Here is an 18,208-nt window from a genome sequence, read left to right on the forward strand (position 1 = left end):
CCGGATCGTTGAACAGCTTGTCCGGCGTGGCGTCCTCCNGCGAAAGCCACTTTCGGGACGTGTGATGTCCCGAAAGTGGCTTTCGCGACACGCGTCGAGGCCACTCACGTTGCGAACGCCACTTTCCCACCTTCAGTGTCAGGGTCTCGGTGAAGTCGAGATGGTGCAGCCCAAGAGTGTCCACAAGGGACACTTCCTGACGGATGGATATCCGGTTGATGTACATATGCGCTGTTTTGTGAGTGGTAAAGGAGGTTAGAACGACCCAAGACACTCACGACCCCCTCCCCGGGGCGTCAAATCGAGTCCCTTGTGGAAAGTCGAGATCTCCTGGATGAGCCGCTCCTGCCGCCACTGTCGCAGACCGAGTGGCAATGCGACTGCCAACTTCCAATGTCCCGAAAGTGGCTTTCGCGACACGCGCCGAGGCCACTCACGTTGCGAAAGCCACTTCCCCAACCTCCAATGTCCCGAAAGTGGCTTTCGCAACACACCCAGGTGCCTACCCCGCACAACCTCACGCCCGGCGAGCGGGCATCGTGACGACGAATCCCGTGCTGCGCCCCAGATCGTCCAGCAGCCAGCCCATCCGTTTGGCCGTCCGCAGGATCAGGGCCGAGTCGGCGACCGACAACGGGGCCAGGTCCTGTTCCAGATGTTCCTGCATCCGCATCGATTCCTCGATCGAGCGCATCCAGGTGGTCACCAGCAGGTTCGCCGGGCCGGGCAGGCTCGCGATCTGACGGATGGCCGGGTTGGCCCTCAGCCGGTCCACGCAGGTCGGCACATGCGCGACGGGCACCTGGCACCACCAGTTGACGACGATCGGCGACGGGGTGAGCCCTTGCGCGATCTCGCACCGGAAAGTCAGCGCGTCGGCGGCGATCAGGTGACCGAGCTGGCGCCGGACGGTCGACACCGGACGGCCGGTGAGCCGGGCGAGGTCCGCGGCGGTGCGGCGGCCGTCTTCGCCCAGCGCCTCGGTCAGCGCGGCGTACGGCTCGTGCCACGGCTGTAGCGCCGTCTGCCGTCCGCCCGCGCCGCCGGACGACGGCGGCAGCTGCGACAACGCCTGCACGCGCTCCCGGTCCAGCGCGCCCACCCGCCAGGAGCTGCCTTCGACGTGCAACCGCGACACCAGATGCGAACGGATGTTGAGGACGCCGGGAAGCCCGGGGATCGCGTCCAGCAGCAGGGTGGAGAGGTCGTGCATGCCGAGACCGAACACCGTCAGCACCAGGCTGTACTCGCGCGAAGCCTCCTCGATGCTGACGACCGACGGCCAGGTGGACAGTTCGCGGATGAGTTCCCGGATCCGGCCGCTCGCGCAGCGGATCTCGACGTACGCGGCCTGCACCCGGGACCGCCCGGGCACGCGTGGATACGCCGTCACCCAGGCTCCGCCTCCGTCGCGCAGCCGCTCCCATCGCCGCGCCAGCGTCACCGGCGACGAGCCGAGGGCGTCGCCCAGCTGTGCCCAGGTGGCGCGAGGCCGTAGTTGCAGAGCGTGGATGAGCGAAAAGTCCTCCTCATCCAGGGAATCGATCACCATTTGTTCTTCCAGGGGCCGATTGTTGAGCGATTCCGACAATTCTAGCCCGATATCGGACGCGGATTCGCACACTCGACGACCAAGACGCCGACGTCCGACGAAGAGGAGATCGACCGGTGGACCTTCACGACGACGCTCGAAGCCTGCAGGACGAGCTGGTCCGGCTCCGCAGCGACCTGCACCGCGAGCCCGAGGTCGGCCTCGACCTGCCCCGCACCCAGGAGCGGGTCCTGCGTGAACTCGACGGGCTCGGTCTGGAGGTCTCCACCGGGACCGGCACGACCTCGGTGACCGCGGTGCTGCGCGGCGAGGGCACGGCCCGGGATTCCGCCCGGCCGCGCACGGTCTTGCTGCGCGCGGACATGGACGCCCTCCCGGTGGCCGAGGCGACCGGGCTGGACTTCGCCGCCACGAACGGCTCGATGCACGCCTGCGGCCATGATCTGCACACCACGTCGCTGGTCGGCGCGGCCCGGCTCCTGCACACCCACCGAGACCGCATCAACGGCGACGTCGTCCTGATGTTCCAGCCCGGCGAGGAGGGCTGGGACGGCGCCGGCGTGATGCTCCGGGAAGGCGTGCTCGACGCCGCGGGCAGGCGTGCCGACGCGGCCTACGGGCTGCACGTCTTCTCGTCGATGCTGCCCAGCGGACAGTTCGCCGGCCGTCCCGGCACGCTGATGTCCGCGTCGTACCGGCTGCTCGTCACCGTGCACGGCGAAGGCGGCCACGGGTCGATGCCGCACCGCGCCAAGGATCCGATCTCCGCGACCGCGGCGATGATCACCGCGTTGCAGACGATGGTCACCCGGCGGTTCGACATCTTCGACCCGGCCGTGCTCACCGTCGGCGTCATCCGCGGCGGCACCAAACGCAACGTCATCCCCGCCACCGCCGAATTCGAGGCCACCGTCCGCTGTTTCTCGGACGCCGCCGGCGCGCTGCTCGACACGGCGATCCGCGAGACGATCGACGGCGTCGCGCGAGCGCACGCGGTCACCGCCGACGTCGTGTTCGAAAGCGAGTACCCGGTCACCGTCACCGACGTCGACGAGACCGCGTTCGGCGCCGAGGTCGTCCGCGAGACGATCGGCGAGCAGTACTACACCGAACTGCCCAATCCGGTGGCCGGTTCCGAGGACTTCTCCCGGGTACTGGCCGAGGTGCCGGGCACGTTCCTCGGTCTCGGCGCGCTGATGCCCGGGCTCGAGCCGGACACCGCGCCCAACAACCACAGTCCGTACGCCGACTTCGATCCGTCCGTGCTGTCCAGGGCCGCCACCGTCTACGCCGAGCTCGCCGTCCGCCGTCTCGACCGCTTCGCCGAAGGAGCCACCCGATGAGCGCGACCGCGGGCAAGGACCGCCGCCGTACCCTGTTCGGGCTCGGCGCGGGCAACGCGATGGAATGGTTCGACTGGAACATCTACGCGACGTTCGCGTCGTTCTTCGCCGCGCAGTTCTTCAACGCGCAAGACGAGGTTTCGGCGCTGCTGAGCACCTTGGCGGTCTTCGCGGTCGGCTTCGCCGCCCGGCCCCTCGGTGGCTTGGTCTTCGGCTGGATCGCCGACCGCAAGGGCCGTCAGCTGGCGATGACGCTGACGGTCGCGATCGCCGCCGGCGGCAGCCTCGTCATCGGTCTTTCCCCCACCTACGGCCAGATCGGCGTGTGGGCGTCGGTGATCCTCGTGGTGGCACGGCTGGGCCAAGGTCTCGCACACGGCGGTGAGCTGCCTTCGGCGCAGACCTACATCGCCGAGGTCGCCCCCGCCGCCCGCCGCGGGTTGTGGTCGAGCCTGATCTACTTCTCCGGAACCTGCGGCGTGCTCGCCGGAACCCTGCTGGGCGCGGTCCTTTCCGGGGTGCTGAGCCACGATCAGATGCTCTCGTTCGGCTGGCGGATCCCGTTCGTGCTCGGTGGCGTCTTCGGGCTCTACTCGCTCTACATGCGGATGCGCATGCGGGAAACCGGCGTGTTCCTCGCCGAGAATGCCAAGGACGACGCCGCCGGGAAGAAGGCCGAGAAAGGCCGGATCTGGCAGACGATCAAACAGCACCCGAAACTGCTCGTGCAGGTCGTCGGGCTGACCGTCGGCGCCACGGTCATCTACTACATGTGGGCCGTCGCCGCGCCGTCGTACGCGATCACCGTGCGGGGCGTGGACCCGACCGGCGCGCTGTGGGCGGGCGTCTTCGCGAACGTGATCTTCCTGATCGCCTTGCCGCTGTGGGGAAGGCTGTCCGATCGCATCGGCAGGAAACCGGTCCTGTTCATCGCGATCGTCGGACTCCTGGTGCTGAGCTTCCCGCTGAACGCGATGGTCGGTGACCAGGCCTGGCAGCTGTTCGTGGCGATGTCGATCGCGCTGGTCTTCATGGCCGGGTTCTCCTCCATCGGCCCGGCGGTCTACGCGGAGATCTTCCCGACCCGCATCCGCACCATCGGCGTGGGTGTGCCGTACTCGATCGCGGTCGCGGCCTTCGGTGGTACCGCGCCGTACCTGCAGACGCTCCTCGCCAAGAACGGCTATCCGTCGCTGTTCGTCGTCTACGGCATGGTGCTCATGGTCATCAGCGCCCTGGTCGTCTTCACCCTCCCGGAGACCCGCGGCGTCGACCTGCACGAGAAGGCGAAAGCGGAGGCCGAGTCGAAGACCGCCGTCTGAGCGTGGGCGGCGTCGTCCTTGCCGCGAGGCCCGAGTCCACTGGGGCCGTACGAGCGGGCGCCGTGTGCCTCGGGCGAGGTCGCGGCCATCAGGGCGGGAGCAGCGCCGTCTCGACCGTTCCGCCATCGCCTGACTCCCGCTCGACCCCCTGACAGATCGCCCGGCGGCTACAGCCCGGTGGCACGGATCCGATCCGGGGGCCCGCCCACCACGACCACGTCCAGGTCCGGGTTGGCCCGGATGCCGCCGACGACCACCGACGGGTCGATGAGCCCTTCGGTGTGCACGTGGTCGTCGGTCGGCACCCCGGTCACGTCGAAGAACGGCTCGAAGATGTCGGAGGTGAGCAGCCCGAGCAGCTGGGTGTTGTGCGCCGTGACGGCGAAGCTGTGCACGGCCCCGGCCGGCGCGTGCAGGAAGTCGCCGGGGGTCAGCAGGATCTCCTCGCCGTTGACCCACAGCCAGATCCGGCCGGAGAGGCAGAGGAAGTTCTCGGTGTGCCGCCGGTGGAAATGCCGGATGACGTACGGCTGCGGCGCGGCGAGGGTGTTGACCGCGAAATAGCGGCCGCCGGTGTTGCGGCCGCGGGCCAGGAACGAGTTCACCGCGTCCGGCCAGCCCCGCCGTTCTCCGGTGCGGGAGCGCAGGAAGTAGCCCTCGGTTCCCTCTGGCAGGGTGTCGTCCCATTCGGTGCTCGGGGCCACCAGGGGAAGGTCGTGCCGCGTCGCCTTCGACGGCGCTTCGCCGGTGACCGTGGCGCCCGCGGCGTAGAGGTGTCGCTCGACGTTCGCCGCCTCGGACAGCCCGTCCAGTGCGCCGCCGGGGGCGGAGTACTGCAGCACCTTCGTGAGGTGGCTCAGCATGCGGCAGGCCACCGGGGTTCCCGGCGGGACGTGCACGGAGTCACCGGGAACCAGCACCCGGCTCTCGCCCGGCAGCCAGAACTGAGCGCTGCCCTCGAAGACGTAGAAGGAACGCTGGTGCTCGGTGAAGCTGTGGAACGGGATTTCCGCTCCTCGCGGGCCGAGCACGAACGCCGCGTCGAAAAGGCCGCCGGTGTCGCGCGTCCGGGCGATGACCGTCCACAACAGACCGCCGGTCTCGAACCGCTGGCCCTCGCCGCTCGCCAGGTAGTAGGGGACCGGTTCGCCGGGAAGGGCGCCGACCACGGGCGCGATTCCGTGCATGGTCTCCGGATCGGGAGTGGTCACCGGTTTTCTCCTGTCATGAGGTGCTTCCGGAAGAAGTCGTGGACATCGGAGAAGCCGAACGCGGCCTGTTCGCCCTCGGCCGCCAGCCTGCCGTCGTCCATCACCCGGCCGGGTGCGACGTCGAGGCGGCCGGGAGGATTGAGGAAACCGTGCCGGTAGCCGTCGAGGAGGTGCAGTTCGCTCGGCACGCCGGCGGCCACGAGCGCGGCGTGCAGGCGTTCGCTTTGCCGGTGGGACACCAGCACGTCGGCGGTGCCGTGGGAGATTTGGAACGAAGGCGCGCCGGGGCTGATCCAGGTGAGGGGGCTCGCCGGCCGGGCCTGCTCCGGCAGCCGCGCGGGATGCCCGCCGAGCAGCCGTGCCTCCGGAGTGGACTCCGCGTCGAGCCCAGGGCGGGCCGCCTCCGCGTCGGCGACGACCTCGGCGAGATCGACCGGGGGATAGGACACCGCCACCGCTTTCACCGGTACGACACCGCTTTCCCGCTCACCCGGTACCTCGGCGAGGTGCCCGGTGAGCCCGGCGAGCGCGGCCAGATGACCACCGGCCGACGCGCCCCAGAGCCCGACGGCCCCGGGGCGCAGACCGTAGTGCCCCGCGTGCGCGTTGAGAAACCGGACGGCGGCGCGCACGTCGTGCAGCTGGGCGGGGAACAAGGCCTGCGACGAGAGCCGGTATTCGATACTCGCCATCGCGCAGCCGGTGGCCACGGCGTGCCTTGCGAGGTCGGGCGCCAGCGTCCGGTCGCCGGCGAACCAGCCGCCGCCGTGCAGCCACAGCACAACCGGGACCGTGCCGCCGGTGACCGGGCGGTAGAGGTCGAGCAGCAGGTCTCCGGTGTCCCGCCGGGCGAAGACGACGTCGGTGTCCACGCGGATCGCTTCGGACGGGGGCGAGGAGCGAGATGCCATGTCCGCAAGCTTCGTCGGCGGCCCCACGACATACCAGCGCGATCATCCGCACGATCGTTCGGCGGATCCGGATGATCAGCCTGGCGCGTCACCGAGTTCGATGGCGATCCGGACGAAACGCTCCAGCGCGCCGGAGCGGCGTTCCCGGCGCAGGTACAGGTAGGTCGTCGCCGGCGGGGAGTCCGCGATGGGCACGAACGTCAGGCCCGGCCGCGCGTAGGTTTCGGGCGCGGATTCCCCGGCGACGTTGACGCCTTGCCCGGCGCCGCACAATTCGAGCACCTCTTCGAAGTTCCTGGCGATCGGCAGCAATCGAGGCGTGATGCCGGCCTCGGTGAGCGGCGAAGACCAGTGCCGCGCGGCCGTCTCGTCCTCGACGGACACGAAGGTCTCGCCGTCCAGATCGGCCAGCCGTACCGATTCCCGCGCGGCGAGCGGATGCCGGTCGGGCACCACCAGCACGCACCGTTCTTCCCACAACGGCAACGATTCGAACGCGGGCGACGGATTCCGGCCGAGTTCGGCGACGAACGCACAGTCCACCTCGCCACCGGCGAGCGCGTCGTGACAGCCGAGGAAACCGAGCTGCCGGATCTGCCACCGCACCCGCGGCAGTTCGTCCGCGACCGCCGCCATGATCCGGCGGAACCTCGGGCTGGAGACCATCAGGCCCACCCGGACGCCCGGCTCGTCGGTCGTCTTCCGTGCCCAGGCCAGGACCTCGTCCATGGCCGCGATGGCCTCCCGTGCCCGCGGCTCCAGCTCCCGGCCGTGTTCGGTCGGCTCGACGCTGCGGGAAGTGCGCTGGAACAGCGTGCGGGCCAGCCGTCGTTCGAGCGCGGCGATCTGCTCGCTCATCGCGGACGAACTCAGGTGCAGCCGGGCGGCGGCGCGGCCGAAATGACGCTCCTCCGCCACGGCCAGGAAGCACCGGAGGTGATGAATCGTGAGGTCCATGGCTGTCCGCCGGTCAGCAGGCGGTCCTCCCGAAGGTGATCGTAGAGCGGGCGAGGTCACCCACCCGGTGCACGGCAGGTCCTGAGGTAGCTGAGGAACGAAGCCTGCAGGCCGGTCACGTGCGTTTCGCGCAGGACCGCGCTGGTGACGGCTTCGCCGCGTGCGGTGAGGCGGTGCAGGAGAGCGGCCGTGTTCTTCGTGAGGCTCTGGTAGATGGCCAGGTCTCCGAGCAACTCTTGCTCGTTGAGGGTCACGTGGAGCCTGGCGGCCTGCTCACCCAGCGCTTGGAGCTGGGCGAAGACCTGGCTGTCTTCACTGGCGACGCCGGGACTGCCCGCACCGATGCTCTCGAAGAGCGTGCAGCCGGTGAGCCAGGTGTAGAGGCTGAACAGGCCGCCGTAGGAGTAGCCGAAAAGGCCGTGACCGCTCGTGGCGGTGCCGTAGTCGCGTTCGATCCGCGGGTGCAGTTCCGTGGTGAGGAAGCTCAGGAACGCGTCGGCGTGGGTGTCGCGTAGTTCGGCGAGGTAGGCGTCGGATTCCTCACGGGTCCTCGCGCCCATTCGAACCCCCATCTCCACGGCGTCGACGAGCTCCTTGGCGATGGGCTCGCCAGGTGGCACGAGGTCCCTGTTGCGCAGCCGATCCCAGTGCTGTGCTTCCTCGCCCGCGTAGCCGACGCTGACCTGGATGTAGGGCTGGATCCGCTGCATGGGATCCGCCTGGGTGACGATGAGCGGAGCCGTCTGACCCACGGCCCAGTTGCCGTCGAGCACGTACACGGCAGGCGCTCGCGTCGTGGCGGGGTCGTACCCCGGGGGAGTGGTGACCCAGACGCCGTAGTCGTGCCCTCCGCCCGAACGCAGCTCGAAATAGTCGGTATCGGCAAGGCAGCCCTGCCACATGGTGCTCATCGAAGGCCCTTCACATTCAACGCCGACTGCCTGAACGTGTGTGACACGCGGCACGGTACTGTCGGCTCTTCTTTTCCAATGGATAAACTGTGGGAGTGATCTTGTCAAGCGCGGAACGCAAGGGCGACGCACGCGAGCGCCTCCTGGCTCGGCTTCTCGACGCCTTCGGCGAGGCGCTTCCCTCTCCGGAGGTGTCGCTCCGGGAGATCGCCGCCCGGGCCGAGACCAGCCACGCCCTCCTGCGATACCACTTCGGGTCACTCCCGGGAGTCTTGGCGGCGATGCTCAAGGAGCAGCGATCTCGTGACAACGAGGCGCTTTTCGAGGCCGCCCGGCAGGGCACCTTCGACGAGTTCGTCATGGCGATCTGGCGGGCCTACACCAGCCCGGAGCAACTGTCACGAGTCCGCGGCTTCTTTCACGTCGTCGGGCTGGCCGCCTACAGCCCGGGAGACTTCCGTGAGTTCATCGACTCGCTCGACGACCTGGCCAAAATGCTGGCCTCACTCGCGGAACGCGAAGGACTCGACGCCGACGAAGCGCTGACCACGGCCACCGTCACCATCGCCGCGATTCGTGGCCTGCTCCTTCAGGAGGTCCTGGCTCCGCAAGGCCACTCGCGGGACGCGGTCGCCTTGATCCTGCGCATGAGGAAGGGCGAACCCATTCCGCGGACACGCCCTGGACGCCGGGGTATGTCAGAGTGACGGAATGTCCGACCGGTTTGCTGATCGCGATGAGCCGATGTTCTATCTGCGTCCGGGCGAGGTGCTGGTGCGCTGCCCGCGATGTGCCGGCCGGGCGGTGGCCACCGACACGAGGGTGAGTTGCACGGGGTGCGGGTACGCCTCAGTGGACGGACGCGGTGGCGCCGCAGGCGACCGCCTGGAGCTCTTCGCCAACGGCCGCTGTGGGAACTGCGGACGGCCGATGGCGCAACGGCTGCGGCGATGGCGGCGCGCCCGGCCGCGCGCGCTCAGCGTGCTTTGCCGCCACTGCCGGGCCGAGACGGCTATTCCGGTGTCGGCGGTGTGTTCTCCGTCTGTTCCGGTGGTTCCCCGGTATCGCGGTCTTGAGTTGTGGCTACAGGCCCCGTGTAAAGGGGAGACTCTCTGGGCTTACCACGAAGCACACCTGGATTACTTGGAACGGTATGTCGCGGCCGGGATCCGCGAGCGGGTTCCGAACCGCAACGGCAGTCTGGCCAGCCGCCTTCCCTCCTGGATCAAATCGGCGAAGAACCGCGACGACGTTTTGCGGGCTCTGTCTCGAATGCGGGCCTCCCTGCACGATCGCGAAGCGTGATCGGAACGCTCCTGACCCACCGGAACGCCGCCCCGGCGCGGGCTCCGGGGCGGCGGCCGGTCAGGGCAGGATCTTGCCCGCTCCCGCTCCGGCGGTCACGGTGCCCTTCACCGCGCTCGCGGGCTCGAGGCTGTAGGCGTACGGAATCTTGGCCACCGTGCCGCTCGCCTCCGGTGAACCGGATCCGGTGAAGAGGTTCCCGCGCTGCACCAGGGTGCCTGCCGGCGAACCCGCGTAGCCGACCAGCGTCGGCTCGCCGACGTTGTCGAAATGGTTGTTCTCGACCAGTACGCCGGCGTTGCAGGTGGACGCGACACCGTATTCGTTGTCCCGGTAGTAGTTGTTGAACACGTGCACCGGATTGGCGAATCGCACCCGCGGATGCCGCGTCCCCGAGCCGTCGAAGTAATTGTGGTGATAGGTCACCCGCAACTTGCCGGTATCCTGGCTCCCGTTGTCGTCGCTGTGCCCGAGCAGCATCGATTTGCCGTGCCCGTGCACGCGGTTCCAGGACACCGTGATGAAGTCCGAAGCGCGCTTGATGTCGACGGCGCCGTCGTATCCGTTGGTGAACGTGTTGTGGTCGACGACCACGTTGGTCGACGCCTTTTCGATGTTGATCGCGTCGTCGTCCCAGTCCCGGAAGGACAGATTCTGGATCACCACGTTCTTGGATCCGCTCAAGGTCAGGCCGCAGCCGTCGATCGTCGCGCCCGCGTTACCCAGAATGGATTTGTTGGACCCGACCTTGAGCATGCCGGAGCAGGAAATGGTGCCGGAGACCCGCACCACCGCCGCTGTGGTTCCGCTGATCGCCGAACTCAGCGCGGACGCCGAGGTCACGGTGATCGGCGTCGCGCCACCGCCGCCTTGGGTGCCGCCGTTCTGGCTCGCCCAGCCGATCGGTGCCGCCTGCGCGGAGATTTCCGCATTGGCGCCGGTGGTCACCACGGCCGTCGAAGTGATCACGGTCAAAGTCAGAATCGAAAGGAATCGAGAAGGACGCAAATTCATCACGCCGCCTCCTTGCGGTCGATGAAAACGGAATGTCCTAAAAGGATTTATTCGGATCCGATGGCGAAGTGCCGAGAACAGGAGACCAACGAACCGACGTCACGTCAACCCTCGATCGCCGATTCCCGGTTCACACTGATGAATCGTGAGGCCAGCCGCACCGCGATTCACCGATATTGCTCCAGGCGGACGACCCGGGCTTGACGGGAGCGCTCCCAGCTATCACGATGCGTTTACAAGTGTGGATGGCGTTCAGATATGTGAATCGAGATGTGATCATGAACCTCACGCGCCGCAGCTTCGGACTCCTCGCCACCGCTGTGCCGGTGGCCGTCCTCGCGAGTGGAAACCAGGCCGTTCAGGCCGCCGTGCCGGGAATTCCGGAGGCCATGCGCCGGGCCGCGGCGTTCCTCGACGAAGAGCTCTCCTATCGCGGAGCCTATGTCTGGAGCTACCTGCCCGACCGGTCCCAGACCTGGGGCGAGATGGCGGCCAACCGCACCATGTGCTGGGTGCAGCCGCCGGGAACGCCGTCGATCGGGCACAGCCTGCTCGACGCGTACCACGCCACCGGTGACGAATCCTTCTACCGCGCCGCTTCGCGCACCGGCCTCGCCTTGGCGGCCGCCCAGTTACCGGTCGGCGGCTGGAACTACGTGCACGATTTCGCGGGTACGAAGTCGCTGCGCCAGTGGTACGACACCGTCGGCGCGAACGGCTGGCGGCTGGAGGAGTTCCAGCACTATTACGGCAACGCGACTTTCGACGACGCGGGCACGTCCTCCGCGGCTCAGTTCATGCTGCGCCTCTACCTGGAACGCGGCGATCACCGATTCGGCGCGGCGCTGGATCGCGCCCTGCGCTTCGTGGTGAAGGCGCAGATCCGCGGAGGGGTCGCCGATGGTGGCTGGCCGCAGCGTTTCCCGCGGTTCGCGGGGGCGGTGAAGGACACGCCGTGGCCCGAGGTGCTGCCGCCGTGGTTACCCACCGGCATCCGGCACGGCATGGAGGACGGTGACTACACCGGCCACGTCACCTTCAACGACGACGTCCTCGGCGAGAACATCAAGTTCCTGCTGATGTGCATGTCCACTTTGGACAAACCGGGGCTGGCCGAGCCGATCCGGCGTGCGATGGACTGCCTGCGCCGCCTGCAGCAGCCGGGGCCGCAGGCGGGCTGGGCGTTGCAGCACCTGGCCAGGGCGTCGGGTGGCAGGCCGGCAGGGGCTCCGGCGGGTGCGCGATCCTACGAACCCCGCGCCCTGGCCACGCACACCACACAGACCAATGTGCAGCAGCTGTTCCACTACTTCCGGCTCACCGGCGATCGAGGGTTCCTCGACCGTGTTCCCGAAGCCATCGCCTGGCTGGACAGCTGTCCGCTCACCGCGCGGCAGCACGCCGAGAACCCGTTGCTGGCCGGGCGAACCCATCCCACGTTCGTGGATCTGGAGACCAACCGGGCGCGGTTCGTCCACCGCTTCGGCTCGAACGTCCGCAACGGCGCCTACTACACCGACAACGACCATCGCGCGACGCTGAGCCATTATTCCGGCGGCCGCGTGATCGGCACCGCCGCCCTGCGCGCCACCTACGAGCAACTGCGCGCGCTCACCCCGGCGCAGGTCGCCGACCTGAAGGCCCGCTCGCCGCTCGGCGGCGTCCGGGTCCCGCTCCCGCGCTACTTCACCCCGCGCGAGCCTCAGCTCACCGACCTCTTCCTCGGCGCGCCGTCACAGCTGCCGGTCGTGTCGGACGCGGAGGCGAAGGCGCTGGCCGACGGGCTGGGCGGCAACGACTACTGGCTGACCCCGGCCGACGCGATCACCAACCCGTATCGCGGTCCTTCGCCGGCCACGCCTTACGCCGGAAAGGCGTATATGAGCAAGCACGTGGGCGACCTGTACGACACCTCGCCCTTCGATCCGCTCAACCCGCCCGAGGAGCCGCCGTACCGGCCGAAGGAGCGGCCGCCGGTGATCAGCACCGGTACCTATGTGGCCAACATGGGCAAGCTGATCTCCTGGGCCGCCGCCCTAACGTAGTGGGGTCGATCTTTGCCGTCGTACGAGTCCGGGTACACCGCGCCGAGTTCCGTTCCGGTCGGGTGGACCCGGCCCGGGCGAGCATCGCGCGCGTGGCCGGACGGGCCGAAACCGGGGTTGCCGCCCGCAAACCTAGTGCCTGCCGCCGTCGAATATCGATTGCCTCTCGTTCGTCACCCCTGCGAGGGTGGCGGACGTGACACGATCGTTCCTTCCCGGGCTTGAGCTGTCCCGGCTGTTCTATACCGAGGTCGTCGCCCCGATTGTGGCGAAGGCGCTGGACGAGGTGCCGTACTCGGCGGCGCTGATCGGGTGGGGCTCGGAGGTGCAGGGCTTCGACACGGTGCGTTCCACCGACCATGCCTGGGGCCCGCGGATGCAGCTTTTCCTTGGCGGTGACGACTTCCATGCCCGCGTCGACGATCTGGACGCCCTGCTCGATCGCGAGCTGCCGGTCGAGTTCCGCGGCTACCCGGTCCGCTTCGCCTTCCCCTCGGACGCGCCGGCCCGGCACTGGGTGGACATCACGGATCTACAGGGTTTCTTCACCGAGCAACTCGGCGCGGACCCGGACGGCGGCCTGCCGATTTCGGCCTGGTTGACGGTCCCGACCCAAGTACTGCGTGAACTGACCGGTGGTGCGGTCTTCCACGACGGGATCGGCCTGTTGGAGCGCTACCGGGAACACCTCGCCTGGTATCCGGACGACGTGTGGCGTTATGTCCTGGCTTGTCAGTGGATGCGCTTGTCCCAGGAGGAGCCCTTCGTCGGCCGCTGCGGTGAGGTCGGCGACGACCTGGGCTCGGACGTGGTCGCCGCGCGCCAGGTCCGCGACCTGATGAAGCTGTGCCTGATGATGAACCGGGTGTATCCGCCCTACAGCAAGTGGTTGGGCACCGCGTTCGGTGCGCTGCCCTGCGCCAAGGCGCTGACTCCGCACCTGTCCGGCGCTCTGTCCGCACGAAGCTGGCAGGAACGGGAGCAACACCTTTCTCCCGCATACGAGATCGCCGCGGGCCTGCACAACGATCTCGGTCTCACGGAGCCGCTGGAGACGACGGTTCGCTACTTCCACGATCGGCCGTTCCGGGTTCTGGACGCGCACCGGTTCACCGACGCCCTTGTCTCGACGATCGGTGACCCGGCCGTCAGGGCGCTGCCGACGGTCGGGGCGATCGACCAGTACGTCGACAGCACCGCCGTGACCGATCGGGGGTACGCCGAGCTGCGCCGCCGCTACATCGCGGGGCCCAGCCTCTGACCGGCGACTCTCCGCCGTAACGCAGTCGTCCCGCCGAATAGCTCGAACGTCTCCTTCGGGAGAATCCGCCTGCTGGCCGCCGTCACCGGGCCTCCAGTACACAGTGCGTCCCGCGGTAGATCGTCGGTATGCACTTGTTGCAGTGCACGCACAGCGAGCGCGCCCCGGATCGCAGCCGCAGCGGCAGATCGGGTTCGCGCAGCAGTGCCCGCGCCATCGCGACGAACGCGAAGCCCTCCGCCATCGCCTGCTCCATCGTCTCCAGCCGCGTGATCCCGCCGAGCAGGATCAGCGGCAGGTCCAGTGTCCCGCGGAACTGGCGTGCCCGTTCCAGCAGGTACGCCTCCTGAAACGGGTAACTGCGCAGGAAGGCGCCACCCGCCGCCCGGACGCCCCACCGCAACGGCCGCGGGAATCGCGCGGAGAACTCCCGCACCGGCGCGTCACCGGTGAACAGGTACATCGGGTTCAGCAGCGAACTGCCCGCCGTCAGTTCCAGCGCGTCGACGGACCCGTCCGATTCCAGCCATCGCGCGACCCGCACGCTTTCGTCCAGCCAGAACCCACCCGGCACCCCGTCGTCCATGTTGAGCTTCGCGGTCACCGCGATCCGGTCGCCTGCCACGTCCCGGACCGCCCGTGCGATCTCCAGTGCCAGCCGGGCCCGGTTCTCGAGCGATCCGCCGTAGGAGTCACGCCTGCGATTCAACCGGGGACTGAGGAACGAACTGACCAGATAATTGTGTCCGAAGTGGATCTCGACAGCGTCGAAGCCGGCGTCGATCGCCACTCGCGCCGCTGTCGCGTGTGCGCGCACGACCCGGTTCAGATCGTGCTCCGTGGCCGCCTGTGTCATCCGCATCCCCAGCGGATTCGGGAACCGCCCCGGCGCCAGCGCGGGTGACCGGTTCGACGCCGCGTTCGCGACCGGCCCCGCGTGCCCGATCTGCGCGCTCACCGCCGCACCCTCGGCGTGCACCGCGTCGGTGAGGCGACGCAGCCCGGGCACGGCCTCGTCGCGCATCCAGATCTGGTGCCGGTCGGTCCGGCCCTCCGGGGACACGGCGCAGTACGCGACCGTCGTCATCCCCGCGCCACCGCGGGCAACCCGCCGGTGGAACTCGATCAGCCGATCGGTGACGACGGCGTCCGGGGTCGCTCCCTCGAAGGTCGCGGCCTTGATGATCCGGTTGCGCAGCCGCACCGGACCCAGCCGCGCGGGCGCGAAGACGTCGGTCATGACCCCGCCAAGCCCGCGGTGAGGAACGCGCGCAGCGTCCCGATGGGCACCTCGCCTGGCATCTCGTCAGCGAAGAACTGCAGCACCAGGCCGAAGGCGAGCAGCCACCGGTGTGCCGCACCCGCCTTCGACAGCTCCGGCCGCGCGTCCCGCAGCAGCTCGATCCACGGCCCCAGCCCGAACCACCGCGAAGTCCAAGCCTGCTCCCGCCGTCCCAGCACGAACCGCGCCAGCAGCCGCAACCGCAGCCGCCCGACCGGGTCCGCGGCCAGCTCGGCGAGGGGAGTCACGACGAGGTCGACCAGTTCCGCCACCGTGGGCACCCAACCGCCCCGCCGCCGCTCCGTGATCTCGTCGAGCCGCCGCTGCCACACCGGCGCGAGCCTGGCCTCCAGCAGCGCGGCGATCAAGGCGTCCTTCGACCCGAAGTGATAGTGCACGGCCGCCGGATTCATGCCGGCCGCGCTGTTGATCGCGCGGACGGACACCGCGTCGTGCCCGGATTCCAGCAACAGTCGCTCGGCGACGGTCAGCAGTCGTTCCCGGGTGGTGGCGTCGGTGCTGGGCATTCGTGCAGCACACCATATTTCCATCACCAGTTCAATCACTGATTGAACTGGACAGGAACCCCGCCGCCATGTTGGGCTGTGGTCGGCGATTTTCTTCCTGCGACGTCGAGGAGTGCCGCCCTGAGCCTGTCGGAGTACCTCCGGGAGAACTGGATCGACGTCGTGAACGACGCGATCCTGCACGTGGATCTCACCCTGGCGGCGATGGGACTCGCCGTGCTGGTCGGCATGACGATCGGCCTGCTCACCTACCGTCGGCGCTGGCTCGGCGCGATGGCGACCACGACGACGGCGGCGTTCCTGACCGTCCCGTCGATCGCGCTGCTGGGCATCCTGATCGGCCCGTTCGGGCTGGGGCTGACGAATGTCCTGTTCGCGCTGGTGCTCTACGCCCTTCTGCCGATCACGCGCAACACGATCGTCGGGCTTCGCGGCGTCGATCCGGCCGTGGTGGACGCGGCGCGCGGGATGGGTCTCGGCCGCCTGCGGCTGCTGTTCCGTGTGCGGCTGCCGCTCGCCTGGCCGGTGATCCTTTCCGGTATCCGGGTCTCGACGCAGATCACGATCGGCATCGCGGCCATCGGGGCGTATGTCAAGGGCCCCGGCCTCGGCAACCAGATCTTCGACGGGCTCGGCCGGTTCGGCTCGGTCAACTCCCTGAACCAGGTCCTCACCGGAACGCTCGGGATCATGGTGCTGGCGCTGCTGTTCGACCTGGCCTTCGTGGTGGTCGGCAAGCTGACCACACGGCGACGTCCCCGCGCCCTCCGAGAGGTGGCTCCGGCGGCGAAGGGGAGAGCCACCGGAATGGGCGGCGAGACGATCGAGTTGCGGGACATCAGCAAGCACTACCCCGGGCGAGCGGTGCCGGCGGTCGAAAACCTGACGATGCGCATCCCCGCGGGTGAGATCGTCGTGCTGGCCGGTCCTTCGGGATGCGGCAAGACGACGACCATGCGGATGATCAACCGGCTCGTCGAGCCCACCGCGGGCGTCGTCACGATCGGCGGCACCGACGTGTCGGCGCTCGACCTCGACGAACACCGCCGCAACACCGGCTACGTCATCCAGCAGATCGGGCTCTTCCCGCACCTGCGCGTGGACGCCAACATCGGCGTGGTGCCGCGGTTGCTCGGCTGGACCCGGCGACGCGTCGCCGACCGTGTGCGCGAGCTGCTCGACGTCGTCGGCCTGACCCGCGAGCACGGCGTCCGGTACCCGCGTGAGCTTTCCGGCGGTCAGCAGCAGCGCGTCGGGGTGGCGCGGGCGATGGCCGCGGACCCGCCGGTCATGCTGATGGACGAGCCGTTCGGCTCCACCGACCCGATCACACGCGCCCGGTTGCAGGACGAGTTCCTTCGCCTGCAACGGGAAGTGCGCAAGACGATCGTGTTCGTCACGCACGACTTCGACGAGGCGCTGAAGGTCGGCGACCGGATCGCCGTGCTGCGACCTCGATCGGTGATCGCGCAGTACGACACGCCCCAGGCGATCCTCGCCACGCCGGCGGACGATTACGTCGCGAGCTTCGTCGGCCCGAAGCGGAACCTGAAGCGGCTCGCGCTGATCCGGGTGGGTGACCTGGAGCTCCGGCAGGCGGCCGGGTCGGACGGCCTGCCTCCGGTCCGGCCCGACGTCAGCCTGCGGGACGTGCTGGACGTGATGGTGCGGACCGGCAGCACCTCGGTCGTGGTCACCGAGGACAGCACCGCGCGGCCGCTGGGGGTGTGCGACGTGTCCAGCCTCGTCGCGGCGCTCGGCCTGGCTGACGATGCGCCCGCGATCCCGGCCGCCGCGGAGGTGCCTGTCGTGGTTCCGGACACCAAGGAGCCCGCGCGGCCTCGACGGCGGCGGCTCGGGCTTCTGGTGCGCCCGGCTTTGTTGAGCCTCGTCCTGTTGACGCTCTTCCTGATCGTGCGTGCGCATCCGCTCGACTCGATCGAGCAGCGTTTTCTCAACGCCGGCGAGATCTTCACCGAACTGGGCGCGCACCTGCGGCTCACCGCGATCTCGACGGCGTGCACCATCGCGATCGCCCTCCCGCTCGGCATCCTGCTCACCCGCGCCGGCGCCCGCTGGGCCAGGCCGATCGGGCTCGGGCTGGGCAATCTCGGGCAGGCGATCCCGTCGATCGGGCTCGTCGTGCTGCTCGCGCTCTGGATCGGCACGGGCACCGCGACGGCGGTGACGGCGCTCGTCGTCTACGCGACCTTGCCGGTGCTGCGCAACACGATCGTCGGGCTCGACGGCGTCGACCCGACCCTCGTCGACGCCGCGCGAGGCATGGGCATGGGCAGGACGGCCATCCTGTGGCGGATCGAATTGCCGCTCGCGGTCCCGGTGATCCTCGCCGGGATCCGGACCGCGCTGGTGCTCACCGTCGCGAGCGCGACGCTGGCGACGTTCATCGACGGCGGCGGCCTCGGCGGCGGGCTTGTCGCGGGAATCGGGTTGTACCGCCCGATGCTGAGCTTGACCTTCGGCGTCATCGTCGCCGTACTGGCGCTCTTCGTCGACTGGCTGGGGCTGGTCGCCGAGGAGATCCTGCACCCGCGCGGCATGTAGCT

The 18,208-nt window shown here is 68.8% G+C and carries 15 protein-coding genes; 7 read left to right on the forward strand and 8 right to left on the reverse strand.

Annotated features, from left to right (window positions below; genetic code table 11):
• Positions 1–517: 517 nt before the first annotated feature.
• Positions 518–1,552: an AsnC family transcriptional regulator gene (locus ACXIZN_RS09235; RefSeq protein ID WP_457953650.1), complete on the reverse strand. Its 1,035-nt coding sequence runs from the start codon at positions 1,550–1,552 to the stop codon at positions 518–520.
• 116 nt (positions 1,553–1,668) lie between these two features.
• Between ACXIZN_RS09235 and ACXIZN_RS09240 the strand changes: the two genes are divergently transcribed.
• Together ACXIZN_RS09240 and ACXIZN_RS09245 are read left to right on the forward strand one after the other, a co-directional pair.
• On the forward strand, positions 1,669–2,895 hold the full coding sequence (locus ACXIZN_RS09240; RefSeq protein ID WP_457953652.1) for a M20 metallopeptidase family protein: 1,227 nt from the start codon (positions 1,669–1,671) through the stop codon (positions 2,893–2,895).
• Positions 2,892–4,217 carry an MFS transporter gene (locus ACXIZN_RS09245; RefSeq protein ID WP_457953654.1) on the forward strand — a complete coding sequence of 442 codons (1,326 nt, stop codon included), beginning with the start codon at positions 2,892–2,894 and terminating at the stop codon, positions 4,215–4,217. The genes ACXIZN_RS09240 and ACXIZN_RS09245 overlap by 4 nt, the downstream gene beginning before the upstream one ends.
• Before the next feature lie 167 nt (positions 4,218–4,384).
• Here ACXIZN_RS09245 and ACXIZN_RS09250 read toward each other — a convergent pair whose 3' ends face one another.
• The 4 genes from ACXIZN_RS09250 to ACXIZN_RS09265 all read right to left on the reverse strand — a co-directional run bounded on the left by ACXIZN_RS09250 (position 4,385) and on the right by ACXIZN_RS09265 (position 8,207).
• Positions 4,385–5,428 carry a quercetin 2,3-dioxygenase gene (locus ACXIZN_RS09250; protein ID WP_457953656.1) on the reverse strand — a complete coding sequence of 348 codons (1,044 nt, stop codon included), beginning with the start codon at positions 5,426–5,428 and terminating at the stop codon, positions 4,385–4,387.
• On the reverse strand, positions 5,425–6,339 hold the full coding sequence (locus ACXIZN_RS09255) for an alpha/beta hydrolase fold domain-containing protein (RefSeq protein WP_457953658.1): 915 nt from the start codon (positions 6,337–6,339) through the stop codon (positions 5,425–5,427). The genes ACXIZN_RS09250 and ACXIZN_RS09255 overlap by 4 nt, the downstream gene beginning before the upstream one ends.
• Before the next feature lie 75 nt (positions 6,340–6,414).
• Positions 6,415–7,296, reverse strand: a complete 882-nt coding sequence (locus ACXIZN_RS09260; RefSeq protein ID WP_457953660.1) for a LysR family transcriptional regulator — start codon at positions 7,294–7,296, stop codon at positions 6,415–6,417.
• A 56-nt stretch (positions 7,297–7,352) separates the two neighbouring features.
• Complete coding sequence (locus tag ACXIZN_RS09265; protein WP_457953662.1) at positions 7,353–8,207, reverse strand: alpha/beta hydrolase; 855 nt, start codon at positions 8,205–8,207, stop codon at positions 7,353–7,355.
• 95 nt (positions 8,208–8,302) lie between these two features.
• On the opposite strand from ACXIZN_RS09265, the gene ACXIZN_RS09270 reads away from it, so the two are divergent.
• Together ACXIZN_RS09270 and ACXIZN_RS09275 are read left to right on the forward strand one after the other, a co-directional pair.
• Positions 8,303–8,914, forward strand: coding sequence for a TetR/AcrR family transcriptional regulator (locus ACXIZN_RS09270; RefSeq protein WP_457953663.1), 612 nt, complete (start codon positions 8,303–8,305; stop codon positions 8,912–8,914).
• Positions 8,915–8,918: 4 nt separating this feature from the next.
• Entirely contained in the window at positions 8,919–9,512 is a 594-nt protein-coding gene (locus tag ACXIZN_RS09275; protein ID WP_457953665.1) for a hypothetical protein, read from the forward strand.
• 60 nt (positions 9,513–9,572) lie between these two features.
• On the opposite strand, the gene ACXIZN_RS09280 is transcribed toward ACXIZN_RS09275, so the two are convergent.
• Positions 9,573–10,481 (reverse strand): pectate lyase family protein, encoded by a 909-nt coding sequence (locus tag ACXIZN_RS09280; RefSeq protein ID WP_457953667.1) that lies wholly within the window; start codon positions 10,479–10,481, stop codon positions 9,573–9,575.
• Positions 10,482–10,804: 323 nt separating this feature from the next.
• Between ACXIZN_RS09280 and ACXIZN_RS09285 the strand changes: the two genes are divergently transcribed.
• Both ACXIZN_RS09285 and ACXIZN_RS09290 read left to right on the forward strand, forming a co-directional pair.
• The gene (locus tag ACXIZN_RS09285; protein WP_457953669.1) at positions 10,805–12,571 is read left to right on the forward strand and encodes a pectate lyase; all 1,767 of its coding nucleotides are present in this window, start codon (positions 10,805–10,807) and stop codon (positions 12,569–12,571) included.
• Between the two features lie 196 nt (positions 12,572–12,767).
• Positions 12,768–13,832 carry a DUF4037 domain-containing protein gene (locus tag ACXIZN_RS09290; RefSeq protein ID WP_457953671.1) on the forward strand — a complete coding sequence of 355 codons (1,065 nt, stop codon included), beginning with the start codon at positions 12,768–12,770 and terminating at the stop codon, positions 13,830–13,832.
• An 82-nt stretch (positions 13,833–13,914) separates the two neighbouring features.
• Here ACXIZN_RS09290 and ACXIZN_RS09295 read toward each other — a convergent pair whose 3' ends face one another.
• Both ACXIZN_RS09295 and ACXIZN_RS09300 read right to left on the reverse strand, forming a co-directional pair.
• A complete protein-coding gene (locus ACXIZN_RS09295; protein WP_457953673.1) occupies positions 13,915–15,072 on the reverse strand; it encodes an NADH:flavin oxidoreductase in 1,158 nt (385 codons plus the stop codon).
• Positions 15,069–15,641: a TetR/AcrR family transcriptional regulator gene (locus ACXIZN_RS09300; RefSeq protein ID WP_457953675.1), complete on the reverse strand. Its 573-nt coding sequence runs from the start codon at positions 15,639–15,641 to the stop codon at positions 15,069–15,071. Before ACXIZN_RS09300 ends, ACXIZN_RS09295 begins: the two co-directional genes overlap by 4 nt.
• Before the next feature lie 162 nt (positions 15,642–15,803).
• Here ACXIZN_RS09300 and ACXIZN_RS09305 point away from each other — a divergent pair, with 162 nt between their 5' ends.
• Positions 15,804–18,206: an ABC transporter permease subunit gene (locus ACXIZN_RS09305; protein WP_457953677.1), complete on the forward strand. Its 2,403-nt coding sequence runs from the start codon at positions 15,804–15,806 to the stop codon at positions 18,204–18,206.
• The last annotated feature ends 2 nt before the right edge of the window (positions 18,207–18,208 follow it).

The sequence above is a fragment of the Amycolatopsis sp. TRM77291 genome, assembly GCF_054166285.1.